Source organism: Polynucleobacter sp. AP-Titi-500A-B4 (assembly GCF_018688095.1).
Taxonomy (GTDB): Bacteria; Pseudomonadota; Gammaproteobacteria; order Burkholderiales; family Burkholderiaceae; genus Polynucleobacter.
Map to the genome: position 1 here is coordinate 378,759 of NZ_CP061311.1, position 17,782 is coordinate 396,540.

Annotated in this window: 23 protein-coding genes; 11 read left to right on the forward strand and 12 right to left on the reverse strand. The window is 45.5% G+C overall.

From position 1 onward, the window contains the following. Positions 1 to 59 precede the first annotated feature (59 nt). From FD968_RS02030 to FD968_RS02040, 3 genes are read left to right on the forward strand one after another with little or no spacing between them, the layout of a single operon-like run. Positions 60 to 707 carry a TetR/AcrR family transcriptional regulator gene (locus FD968_RS02030; protein ID WP_215367138.1) on the forward strand — a complete coding sequence of 216 codons (648 nt, stop codon included), beginning with the start codon at positions 60 to 62 and terminating at the stop codon, positions 705 to 707. Between the two features lie 19 nt (positions 708 to 726). Next, a complete protein-coding gene (locus FD968_RS02035) occupies positions 727 to 1,272 on the forward strand; it encodes an isochorismatase family protein (protein WP_215367139.1) in 546 nt (181 codons plus the stop codon). Between the two features lie 49 nt (positions 1,273 to 1,321). After that, on the forward strand, positions 1,322 to 2,092 hold the full coding sequence (locus tag FD968_RS02040) for an SDR family NAD(P)-dependent oxidoreductase (protein WP_215367140.1): 771 nt from the start codon (positions 1,322 to 1,324) through the stop codon (positions 2,090 to 2,092). On the opposite strand, the gene FD968_RS02045 is transcribed toward FD968_RS02040, so the two are convergent. Further along, the gene (locus FD968_RS02045; protein ID WP_215367141.1) at positions 2,089 to 2,637 is read right to left on the reverse strand and encodes a DUF2889 domain-containing protein; all 549 of its coding nucleotides are present in this window, start codon (positions 2,635 to 2,637) and stop codon (positions 2,089 to 2,091) included. The genes FD968_RS02040 and FD968_RS02045 overlap by 4 nt on opposite strands. A 96-nt stretch (positions 2,638 to 2,733) precedes the next feature. Here FD968_RS02045 and FD968_RS02050 point away from each other — a divergent pair, with 96 nt between their 5' ends. Both FD968_RS02050 and FD968_RS02055 read left to right on the forward strand, forming a co-directional pair. Beyond that, entirely contained in the window at positions 2,734 to 3,462 is a 729-nt protein-coding gene (locus tag FD968_RS02050) for a pseudouridine synthase (protein ID WP_215367142.1), read from the forward strand. Further along, positions 3,459 to 3,758, forward strand: a complete 300-nt coding sequence (locus tag FD968_RS02055) for a 4a-hydroxytetrahydrobiopterin dehydratase (RefSeq protein WP_215367143.1) — start codon at positions 3,459 to 3,461, stop codon at positions 3,756 to 3,758. Before FD968_RS02050 ends, FD968_RS02055 begins: the two co-directional genes overlap by 4 nt. A gap of 3 nt (positions 3,759 to 3,761) precedes the next feature. Here the strand turns inward: FD968_RS02055 and FD968_RS02060 are convergent, their stop codons facing one another. Continuing rightward, positions 3,762 to 3,977, reverse strand: coding sequence for a hypothetical protein (locus tag FD968_RS02060; protein ID WP_215367144.1), 216 nt, complete (start codon positions 3,975 to 3,977; stop codon positions 3,762 to 3,764). Between the two features lie 163 nt (positions 3,978 to 4,140). Here FD968_RS02060 and FD968_RS02065 point away from each other — a divergent pair, with 163 nt between their 5' ends. From FD968_RS02065 to msrQ, 3 genes are all read left to right on the forward strand, one after another. After that, entirely contained in the window at positions 4,141 to 4,638 is a 498-nt protein-coding gene (locus tag FD968_RS02065) for a (2Fe-2S)-binding protein (protein WP_215367145.1), read from the forward strand. 10 nt (positions 4,639 to 4,648) lie between these two features. Beyond that, entirely contained in the window at positions 4,649 to 6,856 is a 2,208-nt protein-coding gene (locus FD968_RS02070) for a xanthine dehydrogenase family protein molybdopterin-binding subunit (RefSeq protein ID WP_215367146.1), read from the forward strand. A gap of 84 nt (positions 6,857 to 6,940) precedes the next feature. Beyond that, entirely contained in the window at positions 6,941 to 7,528 is a 588-nt protein-coding gene (msrQ, locus tag FD968_RS02075) for a protein-methionine-sulfoxide reductase heme-binding subunit MsrQ (protein WP_215367147.1), read from the forward strand. Between the two features lie 19 nt (positions 7,529 to 7,547). Here msrQ and FD968_RS02080 read toward each other — a convergent pair whose 3' ends face one another. Then, entirely contained in the window at positions 7,548 to 8,474 is a 927-nt protein-coding gene (locus FD968_RS02080; RefSeq protein ID WP_215367148.1) for a transporter, read from the reverse strand. Between the two features lie 83 nt (positions 8,475 to 8,557). Between FD968_RS02080 and FD968_RS02085 the strand changes: the two genes are divergently transcribed. After that, positions 8,558 to 8,893, forward strand: a complete 336-nt coding sequence (locus FD968_RS02085) for a hypothetical protein (protein ID WP_251367606.1) — start codon at positions 8,558 to 8,560, stop codon at positions 8,891 to 8,893. Between the two features lie 8 nt (positions 8,894 to 8,901). On the opposite strand, the gene FD968_RS02090 is transcribed toward FD968_RS02085, so the two are convergent. Then, complete coding sequence (locus FD968_RS02090; RefSeq protein WP_215367149.1) at positions 8,902 to 9,525, reverse strand: SOS response-associated peptidase; 624 nt, start codon at positions 9,523 to 9,525, stop codon at positions 8,902 to 8,904. Positions 9,526 to 9,600: 75 nt separating this feature from the next. Here FD968_RS02090 and FD968_RS02095 point away from each other — a divergent pair, with 75 nt between their 5' ends. Continuing rightward, complete coding sequence (locus FD968_RS02095) at positions 9,601 to 10,440, forward strand: peptidyl-prolyl cis-trans isomerase (protein ID WP_215367150.1); 840 nt, start codon at positions 9,601 to 9,603, stop codon at positions 10,438 to 10,440. 42 nt (positions 10,441 to 10,482) lie between these two features. Here FD968_RS02095 and FD968_RS02100 read toward each other — a convergent pair whose 3' ends face one another. The 4 genes from FD968_RS02100 to fdxA are packed head-to-tail and all read right to left on the reverse strand — an operon-like array spanning position 10,483 to position 13,214. Beyond that, positions 10,483 to 10,971 carry a dihydrofolate reductase gene (locus FD968_RS02100; protein ID WP_215367151.1) on the reverse strand — a complete coding sequence of 163 codons (489 nt, stop codon included), beginning with the start codon at positions 10,969 to 10,971 and terminating at the stop codon, positions 10,483 to 10,485. A 12-nt stretch (positions 10,972 to 10,983) separates the two neighbouring features. Then, complete coding sequence (locus tag FD968_RS02105) at positions 10,984 to 11,778, reverse strand: thymidylate synthase (protein ID WP_215367152.1); 795 nt, start codon at positions 11,776 to 11,778, stop codon at positions 10,984 to 10,986. A 44-nt stretch (positions 11,779 to 11,822) separates the two neighbouring features. After that, on the reverse strand, positions 11,823 to 12,866 hold the full coding sequence (locus FD968_RS02110) for an NAD(P)/FAD-dependent oxidoreductase (RefSeq protein WP_251367607.1): 1,044 nt from the start codon (positions 12,864 to 12,866) through the stop codon (positions 11,823 to 11,825). Positions 12,867 to 12,890: 24 nt separating this feature from the next. Beyond that, positions 12,891 to 13,214 carry a ferredoxin FdxA gene (gene fdxA, locus FD968_RS02115; protein WP_215367153.1) on the reverse strand — a complete coding sequence of 108 codons (324 nt, stop codon included), beginning with the start codon at positions 13,212 to 13,214 and terminating at the stop codon, positions 12,891 to 12,893. 98 nt (positions 13,215 to 13,312) lie between these two features. On the opposite strand from fdxA, the gene FD968_RS02120 reads away from it, so the two are divergent. Continuing rightward, positions 13,313 to 14,317, forward strand: coding sequence for a D-glycerate dehydrogenase (locus tag FD968_RS02120; RefSeq protein WP_215367154.1), 1,005 nt, complete (start codon positions 13,313 to 13,315; stop codon positions 14,315 to 14,317). A gap of 75 nt (positions 14,318 to 14,392) precedes the next feature. Here FD968_RS02120 and FD968_RS02125 read toward each other — a convergent pair whose 3' ends face one another. From FD968_RS02125 to moaA, 4 genes are read right to left on the reverse strand one after another with little or no spacing between them, the layout of a single operon-like run. Next, the gene (locus FD968_RS02125; protein WP_215367155.1) at positions 14,393 to 14,686 is read right to left on the reverse strand and encodes a hypothetical protein; all 294 of its coding nucleotides are present in this window, start codon (positions 14,684 to 14,686) and stop codon (positions 14,393 to 14,395) included. Between the two features lie 12 nt (positions 14,687 to 14,698). Next, positions 14,699 to 16,012: a gephyrin-like molybdotransferase Glp gene (glp, locus tag FD968_RS02130; RefSeq protein WP_215367156.1), complete on the reverse strand. Its 1,314-nt coding sequence runs from the start codon at positions 16,010 to 16,012 to the stop codon at positions 14,699 to 14,701. Further along, positions 16,009 to 16,614, reverse strand: coding sequence for a molybdenum cofactor guanylyltransferase MobA (gene mobA, locus FD968_RS02135; RefSeq protein ID WP_215367157.1), 606 nt, complete (start codon positions 16,612 to 16,614; stop codon positions 16,009 to 16,011). The genes glp and mobA overlap by 4 nt, the downstream gene beginning before the upstream one ends. Beyond that, positions 16,614 to 17,741, reverse strand: a complete 1,128-nt coding sequence (gene moaA / locus FD968_RS02140; RefSeq protein WP_215367158.1) for a GTP 3',8-cyclase MoaA — start codon at positions 17,739 to 17,741, stop codon at positions 16,614 to 16,616. The genes mobA and moaA overlap by 1 nt, the downstream gene beginning before the upstream one ends. Between the last annotated feature and the right edge of the window lie 41 nt (positions 17,742 to 17,782).

Sequence of the window (17,782 nt, forward strand, 5' to 3'; positions counted from 1 at the left end):
GAAATCATACACAATAATTGAACACTGTTCAATTATTGCTACAGTTGTATAATTAACCCATGAATCAAGCCATTGCATCCCCTCGAGACCTTCGTCAGCAGGCCCTAGCCGATGCCAAGCGCAAGCATATTTTGAGTGCCGCAACATCGGTATTTATTGAGTTTGGTTTGGAGGCAGTCAGCATGCGTGAGATTGCTAAGCGTGCTGGCTATACCGCAGGCGCAATCTACAGTTACTTTGCTAATAAAGAAGAGATTTATGGCGCCTTACTGGCGGAATCACTTGAGCGCTTGAATGAGTTTGTCAGTGCTGCAGCTGAAAAAAGTACAAGCTCAAAAGGCAATGCATTTGAAGAGTTGCGTCAGAGTGCTTTGGCGTTTTATCGCTTCTATCGAGACAACCCACGAGACTTAGATTTGGGCTTCTATCTCTTTCAAGGGTTGAAGCCACGCGGGTTAGGGAATGAATGGGACCAAGCGCTCAATACACGTTTAAGAGATGCCATGCGCCCTCAGGAAATGGCTCTGCGCAATTTGGCTTGCAATGCTAAAGAGGTAGACTCTGAATTGACAGCCATATTTGCCCATATTGTTGGGGTGTTACTACTAAATCATACGGGTCGTATCCGAATGTTTGGCAAGGGCGCGGATGAATTAATGGCGCACTATTTGGATAACTTAGCACTTCGCCTGCCTAAGAAAAAATAACTGAATAATTTTCTACATCATGATCAATCAAGCCACCAGCATTCTTGTTTTAGTTGACTATCAAACTCGCTTAATGCCGAGCATTCATGAGGGAGAGGGTACTATTGCTTCAGCACTATTTTTAGCTAAGGTAGCACAAGTTTTAGAGATTCCAATTTTGGGGACTGAGCAAAACCCAGAGGGTCTTGGGCCCAATGATGAGCGCATTAAACAGTTCTGTAGTCAAACACTTGTAAAGCATTCTTTTAATGCTGCTGCGGATGGTTTGGTTGATTCGATTAAAGCCATTAACCCGAAAATTTCACAGATCGTATTGGCTGGTTGTGAAGCGCACGTTTGCTTGATGCAAACGGCTTTGGGTTTATTGGATGCGGGCTATGAGCTTGCACTTGTCGCTGAGGCTAGTGGCAGCAGATTGCCACAAGATAAACAGTTAGCTCTAGATCGTTTAGCTCGGCAGGGGGTTGCTTTACTCGGTGCTGAAATGCTGGCATTTGAATGGCTCAAGACTTCTGAGCATCCCCAGTTTAAAAATATTTTGCAGTTGATTAAAAACAGAACCTAAATGGGTGAATAATTCATCCATACATCATTTAAGAAAATAAAGAGGCAATATGGAACATACCGTTTTAGTTACTGGTGCTACTGCTGGATTTGGCGAAGCAACCGCTCGTCGATTTTTGGCTCATGGGCACAAGGTCATTGCAGTAGGTAGAAGAACTGAGCGTTTAGAGGCACTCAAAGCATCTTTGCCGGCAGATCAACAAAAGAAGTTACTCACTTTAGCGGTGGATGTTTGTGACAGCGCCAAAGTAGATACATTGGCGAGTACTCTACCTGTTGACTTTGCCAATGTCACGGTCTTGGTCAATAACGCCGGCTTGGCTTTGGGTCTAGAGCCTGCCCATAAAGCGTTCTTGAGTGATTGGGATCGCATGATAGATACCAATATCAAGGGTCTAGTTCATATGAGTCGCGCATTTTTACCCGGTATGGTTGAGCGTAAGTGTGGTCACGTCATTAATATCGGCTCGGTTGCAGCAAACTACCCATACCCTGGTGGCAATGTATATGGCGGTACCAAAGCATTTGTAAAGCAATTTAGTTTGAACTTACGCGCTGATTTAATTGGCACCCCACTTCGTGTGACCTGCGTTGAGCCTGGCATGTGCGCTGGAACAGAATTTTCAAACGTGCGCTTTAAGGGTGATAACGATAAAGCCGGCAAGGTTTATACAGGCGTAAAGGCTTTAAGTGCTGATGATGTTGCAGAGGCGATTTATTGGTCAGCTACTTTACCAAGCCATATGAACATCAATGTGCTTGAACTCATGCCAATTCAGCAGGCATTTAGTCCCTTCAATATTCACCGCGGAGAGCTCTAAGATTTTTTGTCTTGGTCTTTCCAGCGGTAAAACTGGGGATAGATGCGCATTACAACCGGGCCGTTAAAGTCCCAGGATTTACAAGTGCCCAGATAGAGTGGTGGCTTGTTTTCATCAGGATCAAATAGCGCCCTTGGTATCGATTGAAAGGCGGCTGTTGCCAAGCTGTTGAGTAATTCGCGCAAATGGGTGCAACCAGCAATCCCGCCTAAATGGGTTTGGATGGTCTTGCGCCAACCCTTGCCTAAGCGCTCACCGATCAGTCCTTCCATGGGAGGAATTGCTTGAGGGCATTCAGGGTGCGGATGACCAATCATGCTGACTTCGATATCTTTAATGACAAGATCATCATTCAATGTGAGACGCACCCACATGTCATGAAAAGCTTCACCAGGTTGCCAAGTCGTTGCACCAGTGACAAATGGTGTTGCCTTGTAATCCTTGAGGTGGCCTTCAATATCCCATAGGCCATCTTCCCTTGCAAATCCTTGAAAGGTAATTTCTCGAGTGTGTAATGGTGTGCGTGGTTTTGGATCGGGAAGCATAGGGAGGATTCAAATCAAATGGATACTCTCATGATAATGAATTCCTGACGGCGAAGCCTGTAAAGTAGTAGTGCTCTGTAGTATTCTCTGCTGCATATGGCAAAACCGATTTCCCTTGAAAAGATCCTCTTTAGCCAAGGTTTTGGCACGCGGCGCTATTGCGCTGACTTGGTCTATGCTGACCTCGTGAAGGTCAACTGCGTGATGGCAGAAGATCCCGAGGAACGTATTTCTACTGAAGGTCTCATACTGAATGTAGAGGGCAAGGACTGGGAGTATCACGAAAAAGCGTATATCGCTTTTCATAAGCCACCCAATTATGAGTGCTCTCATAAGACTACTCATCACCCCAGCGTCTATAGTTTATTGCCAGCCCCTTTTGTTGAGCGAGGTCTGCAATGTGTAGGGCGCCTAGACTATGACACGACAGGTTTGTTATTAATCTCTGATGATGGTCAGTTCATTCATAAAATGACGACACCCAAAAAGAATATTGGCAAAGTGTATGAGATCACAACTCCAGAGACGATTACACAATCTCAAATAGAGCATCTGATGAATGGTGTAATGTTGGATGATGATCCAAAACCATGCTACGCGACTGCATGCAAGCAACTGTCTGATCATCTCTTAGCAATGACGATTGTGGAAGGTCGCTATCATCAGGTAAAACGCATGATGGCTGCTGTGGGTAATCATGTTGCCAAGTTACATCGGACTGAAATCGGCGCATATGTCATGCCTGCAGATCTTGCTGAAGGTCAATGGCGCTGGTTGTATGCAGAGGATTTAAAGCGCCTATCGCAAAGTGTGGAGACTAAATGAGCTATCAGGCTTTACCAAAAGACTTTGATCTAAAGAGAGTAATTCCGCTTTGGACTCTTGAGCCTTCGGGTATTCAAATTCGGCGGGAGTTTGTTTTTAAAGACTTCCAGCAGGCGTTTGCCTTCATGACCTTATGTGCCCAATACGCCGAAGAAATTGATCATCATCCAGATTGGATGAATACTTGGAATAAGGTTGTCGTGCATCTGAGCACGCACTCAGCAAAAGCCTTGACTGAGTTAGATATACAAATGGCAAAAACAATGGATGCTTTTGCCTTGCAAGTGGAGTCTTAAAGGCTAGTGCTCTTCGCCTTCATGATCTTCTTCGTTCAGACTCATCAAAATCGTGGCCAATAAGCCATAAACCACTTCAGTAGCGATCATCCCGTCTTCATCTAATTCATCAATCAGGTCGTTGAGACAATCCTCCGTTGGCTCATTGAGTAGCGTCATGGCGCACTCACACCCATAGTCAAAATCTTCGTCGTTTTGGGATTGATTTTCGTTTGTCATAAATGTCCTTAATTGAGGTCTCAGGATAGCAAATTCCGCCTAGCTTCGATAGCAGTAAATACCTCTGGAGGGGGTGATTTCACCATTTGGTAAAAATTGATGTGCACCCGCAAAAAGACAATAATGATTTATAGTGATTTGAAAATAAAACAGAGGAGGCAGCATGCAGTTAAATATCAATGGACAAACCCAGAATATCGACGTAGAGCCTAATATGCCCTTGCTGTGGGCAATCCGAGAGGTCGTAGGGCTGACAGGTACAAAGTATGGTTGTGGAGTCGCTCAGTGTGGCGCCTGCACTGTCTATATGAATGGTGAACCTGTGCGTTCATGTTCGATTCCCGTATCTGCTGTTGGTGCTGCCAAGATCACAACCATTGAATCTCTCTCCAAAGACAATACTCATCCAGTTCAAAAAGCCTGGATTGCACTGGATGTTCCACAATGTGGATATTGCCAGTCTGGCCAAGTCATGGCAGCTGCAGCGCTACTGAAGAGAATTCCAAAACCTACGGATGCAGATATCGATAACGCAATGTCCAATATTTGCCGTTGTGGTACCTATCAAAAAATCCGAGATGGTATTCATGTCGCCTCTGGTCAGAAAAAACTAGCAGATGTGTTGGCGCAATACCAAGCCTCTCCTGCGACTCGTGGTTAAGGGGAAGAACATGACACTAGAAAATCATTCACGTCGCGAATTTATTATCAAGGGCACCTTAGTTGGTGGTGGCTTGATGTTGGGAGTAGGTGCTTTGCCTGAATTTGCTTTTGCGCAGGCTGGTCAATACGATCCAAACTCTCCGCCCAAGACTGGCGAGGCTGAAGTCAACGCTTGGGTAAGCATCAAACCAGATGACACGGTGTATATCAGAATAGCGCGTTCAGAAATGGGTCAGGGCACGCGTACTGGCCTAGCGCAGCTCGTTACTGAAGAGTTGGAGTGCAATTGGAAGAATGTCAAAACCCAGTCTGCAACGCCTGGACAAAGTTTGGCTCGTAAAAGGGTGTGGGGCGAGCATGGAACGGGCGGTAGTCGTGGCATTCGTATCTCTGAAGACTATGTGCGCCGTGGTGCAGCCGCAGCTCGCATCATGCTAGTACAAGCTGCCGCAAATCAGTGGAATGTTCCCGTCAGCGAATTGACAGTCAACAAGGGTGTGATTACCCATGTGCCGACAGGTCGTAAAACTACCTTCGGCAAAGTTGCTGAACTGGCATCCACCCTAACTCCGCCAGATCCTAAATCAATCACCTTAAGAGATCCTCGTAACTGGAAGGTTGCTGGTCAGCCTTATGCGCGCTTAGATACCGCCAATAAAGTAAATGGTACTAAAGTGTATGGCGCAGATTTACAAATGCCAGGTATGTTGAGCGCATCAGTGAAGTCTTGCCCTGTATTCGGCGGCAAGCTAGTCAGTTATGACGAAGCGAAGATCAAAAATATGCGCGGTGTTAAAGGTGTGGTTCAAATTAATGACAGTACGCTTGCGGTGGTTGCGGACACTTGGTGGCGTGCCAATACTGCTTTAAGTGCTTTACCAATCGTGTGGGATGAAGGTAAGAGCGCTAACGTTTCCCAGGTTGATATCGATAAGATGCTGCGTGCGGGCTTAGATGAGCAAGGCGACTTCTGGCAGCGTAAGGTGGGCGATGCGCCTGAGGCCATTAATGGCTCGGCTAAAAAAGTAGAAGCTGTTTATTACACACCGTATCGCGCTCACGTCACGATGGAGCCTATGAATGCCACCGTCAAAATTAGTGGCGATCGTGCTGAGGCTTGGGTGCCTACACAAAATGGCGAAGGATCGTTAGCGGCATTATCAGAAGCAACAGGAATTCCGCTAGCCAATTGTGAAATCTATAAATTGGACTCTGGCTGTGGTTTAGGTCGTCGTGGCTCTACTCAAGACTTCACCACTTTTGCCGCTAAGGTCGCCATGAAATACCCAGGTGTACCTGTAAAAGTGCTCTGGAGTCGTGAAGAAGATATGACGCATGACTATTACCATCCAATCGCTATGGCAAAAATGACTGCAGGTATTGATGGCAGTGGCAATGTGACGGGGATGCACATCAAAGTCTCGGGTCAATCTATTAATGCCACACTTGCGCCAACAGCCATTAAAAACGGTAAGGACGAGCGGCAGCTTCAAGGTTTGTATGAAAACGGCCCTGATGCTCAGTTAGGCTATACATTCCCAACCTTATTGACTGAATACGTCATGAAGAATACGCATGTGCCCGTGGGTCCATGGCGTGGTGTGAATACCAATCAGAATGGTATTTTCATGGAATGTTTTATGGATGAGTGTGCCAAAGCGGCTGGCAAGGATCCGGTGAAATTTAGGCAGGCCGTGATGCAAAGTCATCCTAAGCATTTGGGTGTGCTCAATGCTGCTGCTCAGAAAGCCAATTGGGATAAACCACTTCCAGCAGGCACCTTTCGCGGGGTAGCGCAATTCATGGGCTATGCCAGTTACTCTGCTTGTGTTGCTGAGGTCTCGGTTGATGGCAATATGGTTCACGTCAAGCGCTTAGTTTTTGCTTTGAACTCTGGCCATGTTGTTAACCCTTACTTAACGCGTGAGCAAATTGAAGGATCTGTAGCCATGGCTTTGGGTGCTATCTTCAATCCAGAGATCACGGTTGAAAATGGACGTATCAAGCAACAGAATTTGGATTCTTATCCAATGCTGAAGTTAGCCTCTACACCCAGAATTGAAACGGTGCTAGTGCCAACTTATGATTTCTGGGGTGGAGTGGGTGAGCCAACGATTTGTGTAGTTGGCCCAGCAGTTGCAAATGCCGTATCTGCAGCAATTGGTAGGCCTGTTCGTAACTTCCCGCTTTATAAAGAAGGTTTGAGCTTGGCATAAGCCTGGTTTAGCCTTTACCTTAAGGTTTGTTTAATAACAACGACCCCATCAGTGAAGATTGATGGGGTCGTTTAACATCTACTGATGAAGTATTTTAAAAGCATCTTATTTCTTGCTTCCCTTATTCCCTTGGGTCGATTGGTCTGGCTTGCATACACAGATGACTTAGGTGCTAATCCTATTGAATTTATTACCAGATCCACCGGTACTTGGGCTTTGGTGTTTTTGTGTGTCACCTTAGCAATGACACCCTTACGCCTGATGACAGGCTCTAGCATTTGGATCAAGATGCGTCGCATGTTTGGATTGTTCTGCTTTTTCTACGCCAGCATTCATTTCTGCATTTGGTTTTTCTTGGATCAAAGTCTCGATTTACAGGCGATGATCCATGATGTTCTCAAGCGGCCATTTATTACCATGGGATTTTTGAGTCTAGTTTTGTTAATTCCCTTGGCAGTGACCTCAACTGCATGGGCTGTAAAAAAGCTAGGTCGCCGTTGGTCTTTACTGCACAAATTAATTTATGTAATTGCTTGTACAGCAATAGCTCATTATTGGTGGCATAAGGCCGGTAAGAATGATTTGCAAACAGTCTCGATCTATGCCGGAGTGATTGCTTTACTTCTGCTAATGCGACTTACACCGATACGTGAGCGCCTGCGGTTTAAATAAAGCCGCTAATAAACTCAATTTAGAACTCAGTGGTGAAGCGCAGGGCAAGACGGCGTGTTTCAACAAAGCCGTTCTTAATCTCCATATCCCGACCATATTGCAGGCTGATCCTGCCAAACGGATAGTACGCTAAGCCGCTCAGCAAGAATCGTTGGGTATTGATAACATTATTTTTATATTCGTTACCAACTGTAGTTGCTCCACCCGCCACATAAAAATAAGAAGCACCCACGGTATAGGTCTGATTAATTTTATAAATAGGGCCTACTTGTGTGGTTGTTAGGGGTTTTTGATTTAGGGTTGTTGGCGTTGTTGAGAGGCATGAGGCCTGACATGAACCATTGCCTCCAAACCACATGGTGTCTACCGCGATCATGCCATCTAAATTTTCCACAATAGGTTGTTGATAACCCATTTGAATATCGGATTTATAGCGATTCTCACCCATATTTGTCAGGCGCTGACTGTTATAGCTGCCAGTTGGCACCGTGAAATAGCCTGCTATACCAAAATACTTTTTAGCCTCCCTATCTGCATAAGGCCAAATTGCCGTTGCAAAGGTGGTATCTCCAATACCTGTATCTGAGCCAATACTGGCGCCGGTAATAGTTGGGAATTGATTGAGTGAGCCAGCAGGCTTAATGGTTCCATAGGGTAACTGTACATACGAGATGGCGGGTAAACTACTCAGGGTATATGAAGTACTAACCCGCAGGATGGCACTTTGGGTGCTGATATTAGGATTTTGTAAGGATTTATATTTCAGAGTATTTGGCGGGATTGAGCCATTGAGATAGTAAGTGCTGTTATCCGTATTGAGATAACTAATCATTGCATGGTTTTTGCCGGGTAGCGGAGCAACGATATCGTTAGGCTGTAAGTCAATCGCCAAAGCAGCCAATGGCTGGATGCAGAGTGTGATGAGGACTAGACGATATAAACGCATGCAAGCATTGTAATAAATATACTTTTTATCTGCAGATTGTTAATTGATGTGATGGGTTTGCATAACCCTCATACAATCAGACAATGAAAAGAGATCGAAATCGTTATTGCTGGCATGTAGGCGCCGTCTTCATGGCCATCAGTTTTGCTGTACTAGGGCAAACCCCATCCAATCAAGGGGTCCAGACTTTCTCTCCCTACACCCCTGAACAACTGAAATCTTTTAATGATCAAAAGATTTCCCCGGCAGAGGGGGTCTTTGGACCGGTTGACTTAACTCAACAACAAATCAATTTGCAGACAAAGCAGCGACTCAATTCCAAATCTTTTAATGTTCCCGTTGGGGAACAAGAGGCTGAAGCATTAGAGACGGAATCTGCTGATCCTTATCAACCTATGACTCCAGTAATCACTTTTTAGTTTTGAGCTTATTCAGAGAAAACAAGTTCAGGAATGGATTCAAGATTTAAAAGTGATTGCGCTGTATCGGGGGTGGCATTTAACCAATCATTGAATAGCTCAGGTCGCAAGGGTACGACCGTGCGTTTCTCATCTTCAGGCTTGTGGCAGCGATTCATGAGGGGATGCTTGCCTGCCGCAATCGTCAGCATAGAGAAAGATACAATCAATTCGCCCGTTTCTGGCTCGGTCCAGGTATCCCAGATAGAGGCGATTGCCATAGGCTCATGATTCGCTTGTTGAATCTTGGTGCGTACAGCTTTACCGGATTCATAGCAGGGTTCATAAAATGCATCTGCTAAAGCTAATGCGTAATGACGTTTTGACCATGCGTGCTTATAAGAAGGTTTCTCACTAACGGTTTCTGATCTCGCGTTATAGGTCTTTCTGCCAAAGTCTTCATCTTTTGCCCAAGAGGGCATTAATCCAAAGCGCGCTGGCCCAATGGCGGTACGCTGGGTGTTGTGACTTTTTAAAACAATGCTTCCAGGGTAGGTCGGAAAGACGTCATGCGCAGTTGAGACTGGTAGATCAAGGTCAAAATGTGTCTTGACCCAATCGATATTGGTGGTTGTGAGGTATTGAACGCACATACGCTCATTTTACTGTCTGGGCTACTGTTACTATTGGAGCTACTTTTAAGAAAAAGCCTAGAAAGAGCAATACTCATGAACTCCCTTTTACATCGACTAAAACCACTATCAGTCCGTTTGATTTCTGCCAGTATTTTGACTGTTGCTTTGTGTGGCTCTGTATATGCTCAGCAAAGTGGCCTGCCAATTAATGCAGCAGCTTCAGTAAACGGCGCCATCATCACAAACGATATGGTGGAGCAAGGCATTAAGGTGGCTCTTTCACAGGGGCAAAAAGATTCTGCAGAGTTACGTAGAGCCGTGATAGAAAAGTTCATCGAGGTTTTGCTTTTATCTCAACAGGCTGAAAAAGATGGCTTAGCCAATTCTGAAAAAGCAAACTCTCAGTTAATGATGATTCGTCAAAATTATTTGGCAGATCTAGAGCTCTCTACATTCATGGCGCAAAATCCCATCAGCGAAGCTGATATTCAGGCAGAGTACAACAAGCAAGTTGCCTCACTCGGTCCTCAAGGCATGATCGTGGAGTACAAGATTAGTGATATTGCAGTTGCTACAGAAGCAGATGCACAAGCAGCCTTGAATCGCATCAAGAAGGGCGAGGCTTTTGATAAGGTGGCAAAAAGTGTTTCATTGGCGCCGAATAAAGTACAAGGCGGTGCTGCTGGCTGGGTTCAGCCTGGGCAGGTGCCTCCGCAAATATCTGCTGTCTTAGTCAATCTTGGCAAAGGACAAACATCTGCCCCAATTCAACTGCAGCAAGGTTGGTACTTGGTGAGATTAGAAGATAAAAAGTCTAGCAAGCCACCCGCCTTTGAGCAGGCTAAACCAGCAATTCGTGCAGGTTTAGCGCAGAAGAAACAATTTGAATTCATCTCCGGCATTGCTAAGAACTCAAAAATTGTGGTTCAGTAAAAGCAAGAGTGATTAAATAAAAAGGACTCCGAGGAGTCCTTTTTATTTGCGCTCAAGTGTCACAAAGTTGAATTGAATATCGTTTTCAGATCCAGGGGTGCGTTCTACTTCCTTCCAGTCTGATTCATTGGGCACTTCGAAGAAGGTGTCACCACCCTCTATATCTATATCGATCTCAGTGATATACAAGCGATCCGCTTTATCAAATGCTTGTTTGAATAATTGTTCACCGCCAATCACAAAGACTCTCGGTGCCCCGCTTAATTGATTGAGTGCTTCGTCTAAGGAGCCAGCCAATTCCCCACCAGTTGGTTCGTAGCTAGTATTTCGGCTCACAACAATATTGCGTCGGCCTGGAAGTGGGCGGCCAATGGATTCCCAAGTCTTACGACCCATGATGACAGGGTGTCCCATGGTCACGCGCTTGAAGAACTGCAGATCAGCTGAGATTTTCCAGGGCATTTGATTGTCGCGACCAATCACGTGATTTCGTGAGCGCGCAACAATCATCGAGATGGCAGGTTGTGTCATATCTGGGATTTCTTAAACGGCTACAGGAGCTTTAATGTGGGGATGTGACTCATAGCCAACAATCTCAAAATCCTCGAATTCATAATCGAAGATGGAATCTGGTTTGCGCAAGATATTCAGCTTAGGCAATGGGAAGAAGTCTCTGGAAAGTTGAAGATCTACTTGCTCTAAATGGTTGCTATATAAATGGCAATCCCCACCGGTCCAAATAAAGTCACCAACCTCTAAATTGCATTGCTGCGCCATCATGTGAGTCAACAAGGCATAGCTGGCGATATTAAAAGGAACCCCTAAGAAAATATCAGCACTGCGTTGGTAGAGTTGGCAGGACAGCTTGCCATCTGCTACATAAAACTGAAAGAAAGCATGGCAAGGCGCTAAAGCCATCCGCGGAATATCTGCTACGTTCCACGCGGAAACAATAATGCGTCGTGAGTCGGGATTCTTTTTGATGGTCTCAACAACTTCAGTAATTTGATCGATGTGTTGACCATTCGGTGCTGGCCAAGAACGCCATTGGTAGCCATAGATAGGACCTAGGTCACCATCCGGAGCTGCCCATTCATTCCAAATGGATACGCCACGGTCTTTAAGCCAATTGTTATCAGTGCTACCTTTGAGGAACCACAGTAATTCATAAATGATGGATTTGAGATGTAGCTTCTTGGTGGTGACCATGGGAAAGCCTTCAGCCAGATTAAAGCGCATCTGGTGTCCAAATACCGAGATCGTGCCGGTACCAGTTCTATCGGACTTCTGGACGCCCTTGGCAAGGACTTCTTTCATGAGATCGTGATATTGGCGCATAAAAAATAGCTAAATAGGGTTTAGTAAATAGATTAAAGGATAACTTACTCGGAGGTGGGTACGGTTACCCCAAGTGCCCTATGGAGCTTAGGGGAGGTAGTCGTGTATTGCAACTGGATTTGCTTATCAGGATTTAGGTAGGCAGCAGCAGCAAACGCAGCTAGAGCCGCTTCATGAAAGCCCGACAAAATCAGTTTCTTCTTTCCGGGGTAGATATTAATGTCACCAACTGCATAAATACCTGGAATGCTGGTTTGAAACTTCTCGGTATCAACAGCAATTTGTTTGCGATCGATATCTAAACCCCATTCTGCAATGGGGCCTAACTTTGGGGATAGTCCAAAGAATATTAATAGAGCATCCAGGCCTAGTTGCTTCGAGTTGCCGTCGATGTCGGTAACAATGACATCGCTTAATTGATTCTCTTTAGTTTCGTAGCTAGTAATTTGGCCGATGAGTAATTCAATTTTTCCCGAGGCACATAGTTCGCGCATCTTGGCAATGGATTGGGGCGCCGCCTTGAAGTCATCGCGACGATGAATAAGGGTGACGCTTGCTCCTTTATCAGCAAAGAAGAGTGTCCAATCGAGCGCAGAATCCCCGCCACCGCAAATGACGACTCGTTTACCTTCAAACTGCTCGGGATTTTTGACGTGATAAAAAACCTGCTTACCCACGAAGGTATCAATACCTTCAAGGTTTAGGAGTCTAGGCTGAAAGGCGCCTACCCCAGCAGCAATAAAGACGGTCTTCGCTAGAAAGGACTGATTTTGTGAGGTGCTAATTAACAAGCGCCCATCTGCTTGTTTTTCTAGTTGAGTGACTTCTTGACCTAAATGAAACTGAGGTTTAAAGGGCTCAATTTGCTTGAGAAGGTTATTGGTGAGTTCGCGCCCAGTACAGACTGGTATTGCAGGAATATCGTAGATCGGTTTATCGGGGTAGAGTTCAATGCATTGCCCACCAATTTCTGGCAGTGAATCAATGACATGAGTTTTGATATCAAGGAGTCCAAGTTCGAATACTTGGAAGAGGCCCACAGGACCGGCGCCAATAATGACTGCGTCAGCTTCTGTGGGTGAGTACAAATCAATTCTCGTGAAGTAGAGGTATTACTTTACTAATTGATCAAGTTTGTTTTTGACGTCTTTCCATTCTTCAGCATCTGGAAGAGCGCCTTTAGATTTGGTAATGGACGTCCATGAAGGAGAAAGCTCAGCATTGAGTTTAATAAATGCTTGTTGATCTCCAGGCACATCATCTTCTGCATAAATAGCATTTACTGGGCACTCAGGAACGCAGACTGCGCAGTCAATGCACTCATCCGGATCAATCACCAGAAAATTAGGGCCTTCGCGAAAGCAGTCAACTGGACAAACATCAACACAGTCGGTGTATTTGCAACGGATGCAGGATTCGGTAACAACGTAAGTCATGGTGTTTAATCTAAAGAGCCCTCAATTGGGGGCTGCTAAGTTATAAAACACCAATTTTAGCTGAAATAGCCTGATTTACTTGAGGTAAAGTTCCCCCTATGAATACACCGTCAAATACCACAAAAAAGCCAAAAATCTTGGTGGCTAGAGCCATATTTCCGGAGGCCTTGGCCAAATTAGAGGAATCCTATGAGGTTCGATCCAATCAGGAAGATCGCATATTTACCCCTGAAGAATTGCAAAAAGAGCTATCGAGCGTAGTAGGGGCATTGGTCGCTGGTAGTGAGCGAATCGATACCAATGCACTCGCTAATGCCAAAGACTTAAAAATTGTTGCCAATATCTCTGTGGGCTATAACAATTTTGATGTGCCGGCGATTACCGCCGCTGGAGTGATGGCGACCAACACGCCAGATGTGCTAACAGATACTACGGCTGACTTTGGATTTGCATTGCTGATGGCAACTGCTAGACGTATTACAGAGTCTGAGCACTGGGTGCGTGCTGGCCACTGGGATAAATGGTCGATTGTGAATAATCCACTAGGGATGGATTTGCATCACAGCACGGTTGGCATTATTGGGATGGGCCGCATTGGACAAGGCATTGCGAAGCGTGCGCTTGGTTTTGGAATGAAGGTGATTTATCACAATCGCAGTCAATTATCAGAGGCTGATGAAAAATCCTGTGGTGCAAGTTATGTTTCTAAAGAAGAATTACTGCGCACTGCTGATCATGTTGTATTGGTTCTGCCCTATACCGCTGAGAGTCACCATACCATCGGTGCCAAAGAAATTGCACTCATGAAACCTACTGCAACCCTTGTAAACATTGCGCGGGGTGGAATTGTGGATGATTTGGCTTTGGCTCAGGCGCTTAAAGATAAAAAGATTTTTGCTGCCGGCTTAGATGTCTTTGAGGGTGAGCCTAAAGTTAATCCAGAGTTATTAAAATTAAGCAATGTTGTTCTGGCTCCACATATTGCGAGTGCAACTGAGAAAACTCGTAGAGCAATGGTTGACCTAGCTATTGATAATTTACAGGCTGCTCTGGATGGCAAGAAGCCACCAAGCTTAATTAATACTGAGGTATTTCAAAAGTAAGCAGTAAAAATAAGCAGGTAGAAAGTAAAAAAGCCGAGAAATTCTCGGCTTTTTATTTGAGCGCATTGATCTCAATTACTCTGCATCAACCTCTTCTGGAAGATCACGAAGTGCTAATTCAATACCGCCGAATTTTCCAGCAACCCAGTTGTAAACCTTGCATGCAACCCAGAGTAAACCAAAGCCAAGGAGTGCATTGAGAATTAGGGCAGACAGAACGGTGAATCCAGGAATGGCGCCGTCACGGATAAAGGCTACAAATAAAGCTAATAGAACGATTGGCACAGAGAAGCATAAGTAAACCAATACCAAGGTTTTAGCCGTATGGGTTGGATCGAGAAAAGCGAGTTCTTTTTTGGTAAGTTTCATGATGACGCAATCTTAAAGCAAGCCATCAAAAAGTGCTATATCCACCCAGTCACCAGCGGCAATATTTCCTTGGTCATGACTGAGGATGACAAAACAATTGGCTTCGCTCATGGACCGCAGAATGCCTGCTCCTTGACTGCCAGTCAGCCTGACACTGGGCTTACCTTCAGCATTACGCCCCAAGATGGCGCGTTGAAATTCAGTACGGCCTGGCTTCTTGCGAATGGCTGTTTCCGAAATTGCCTGCACTATTGGTGTTTCAGTTTGGCTGGCGCCATTCAGTTGTAAGAGTGCACTGCGAACAAATTGATAGAAAGTCACCATCACAGCGACAGGGTTGCCTGGCAGCCCAAAGAATAGGGTCTTGCGAGAGGAAGATCCTGAAACGGGTTTTAATATTCCGAAGGCCATTGGGCGTCCGGGGCGCATTGCAATTTTCCAGAAACCCACATCACCCAACTCTTGCATAATTTGTTTGGTGAAGTCTGCTTCACCTACCGAAACGCCACCAGAAGAAATGAGTACATCTGCTTTACTAGCCGCCTCTATAAAAGCTTGCTTCAGAGAACTGGGGTCATCGCGCACAATTCCGCAATCAATGATTTTTAGATCGAGTCGATTGAGTAAGCCAGTCAGGCTGTAGCGGTTACTGTCATAAATACTGCCAGCATCCAAAGCTTGACCTAAAGAGCGAAGTTCATCGCCTGAAGACAAGATCGCTACTTTTAATTTGCGACGTACCTTCAGCTTGGCAATTCCGAGTGATGCAGCTAAACCTAAATCAGAGGGCCGCAATAATCGTCCAGCAGAGATGGCTGCCTTACCTTTTTGCAAATCCTCGCCGCGTAAGCGACGATTCTCGCCAGCTTTGAGTTGGTCGGATTTGAAGTTTATAGATTCATCATTGCTGCTAGCAGTGAACTCCTGGGGAATCACCGTATCACAACCAGCAGGCATCACTGCACCAGTCATGATCTTTAGGCACTCGCCAGCCTCAATCTGGCCCTTGTAGGGCTGACCTGCTAAGACTGTACCCACTACACGTAAATGAATAGGGCTACTACTAGTTCCCAAACATTTACCATCAAAAGCATAGCCATCCATGGCAGAGTTATCTGCTGCAGGCACATCAATTGGCGAGAGTAAATCCTCTGCCAGAATACGGTTGATCGCTTGATCTAATAAAACAGTTTCAATGTCTGCAGGATCGTTAATGGCATGAGATTCTTGGAGTAGCTCGCTGACTAAACTCGAAATTGCTTTTCGAGCTTCATCCACATGTAGCGATGAAGTGAGCAAGATAGGACTGTTAGGCGAGTGCTTCATACAGAGGCTGCCTCTAAAGATTTGAGTTCTTCTGGGGTGTTCACATTGGCAAATGCTTGGGTATCATCAAAAACCACCGTGCTACTTTTAAGCTCTTTGAACCAGCGATCAATCTTGAGATCTCCCTTTTGCAAAAAAGAGCCCAATGAATCTTTTAGGTCTGCGCGCATCAGGCAGAACACAGGCTGCGCCCATACTTTGCCGTCTGACTCTTTACTAGAGGCGTAGACCAATTGAAAGTCTCCACGTTCTAATTCAGTGGCAAGTCTTGCTGCGAGATCAAGGGGAAGGAGTGGCGAATCGCAGGGGCTAGTTAATAAATAAGGTGTTTTGCAAGCCTTGAGACCTACTGAGAACCCTGCTAATGGCCCTGAAAAATCAGGTGTTTCATCCATGATGACGGGGTAGCCATAAGTGGCGTATTTGGTGATGTTGCGGTTGGCATTAATGAGCATCGTGCTCACTTGTGACTTGAGTCTGGTGATTGTTGATTCGATCAAAGGTTTTTGATGAAATGGAATGAGGCCTTTATCAATGCCACCCATCCGTTGCGCGCGACCGCCCGCCAAAATCAGTCCCGTAATGTGCTCAGCTAGAATCATTAGCCACCGATATAAGACATTTCGACCTTGCGATTGCCGGTCGATGGATTTGCAGTATGTGAGCCTCGAATTTCAGAGTAATGATCATCGCGTGCAGACCAGGTATTCATGATCGCGTTTGCAATTTCTAAATCAGTTTTACCAGAGCGCAACATGGTTTTGAAATCAAAGCCTTCGTTTGCAAAAAGGCAGAGATACAGTTGGCCATCGGTTGAGATGCGTGCACGAGTGCACTCATGGCAGAAGGTCTGCGTCACACTAGAGATCACGCCAAGCTCACCAGAGCCATCTGCGTAGCGCCAGCGCTGGGCAACTTCGCCGGTGTAGTTTGGCTCCATCGATTCCAATGGAAATACTGCATTGATTCGGGCAATCACCTCTTTGGAGGGGAGAACTTCAGCCATATTCCAGCCGTTAGAGCTACCAACATCCATGAATTCAATAAAACGCAAAATGATGCCGCTACCTTTGAAGTGTTTCGCCATGGAAACAATCTCATGATCGTTTGTGCCTTTTTTTACCACCATGTTCACTTTGATGTTTTCAAAACCAGCTTCTTGTGCAGCAGCGATACCATCTAATACATCAGCAACTGGAAAATCAACATCGTTCATCTTTTTAAAGATGTCGTCATTCAACCCGTCTAGGCTTACCGTTAGTCTTTGAAGACCGGCGGCTTTCAGCGCAGCAGCTTTCTTACGCAAGATGCTGCCATTGGTTGTTAAGGTCAGATCTAAAGGTTTGCCTGTAGGGGTGCGCACCGCCGCCAACATCTCAATAAGGACTTCTAAGTTCTTACGGAGTAAGGGCTCGCCACCCGTGAGGCGAATCTTCTCAACCCCAAGCGTAGAAAAGATCGTGGTGAGGCGAGTAATTTCTTCAAAACTCAATAATTCTTTATGAGCTAGGTAGGGATAGTTTTGATCAAACACTTCTTTAGGCATGCAATAGGTGCAGCGGAAGTTGCAACGATCAGTCACAGAGATGCGCAGATCACGCAAACTGCGACCGCGAGTATCTTGGGTGCGATCGTGAGGAGAAAGCAATTCCTCGCCAATAGGCGGCGTTAGGCCTTTGCCTTCATCAATGCGAATGGGGATTACTTTGGGGATTGCTTTTTCAACCATATTCTCAATTATGGCTTTGAAACGGGGTTTCTGCCAAACCG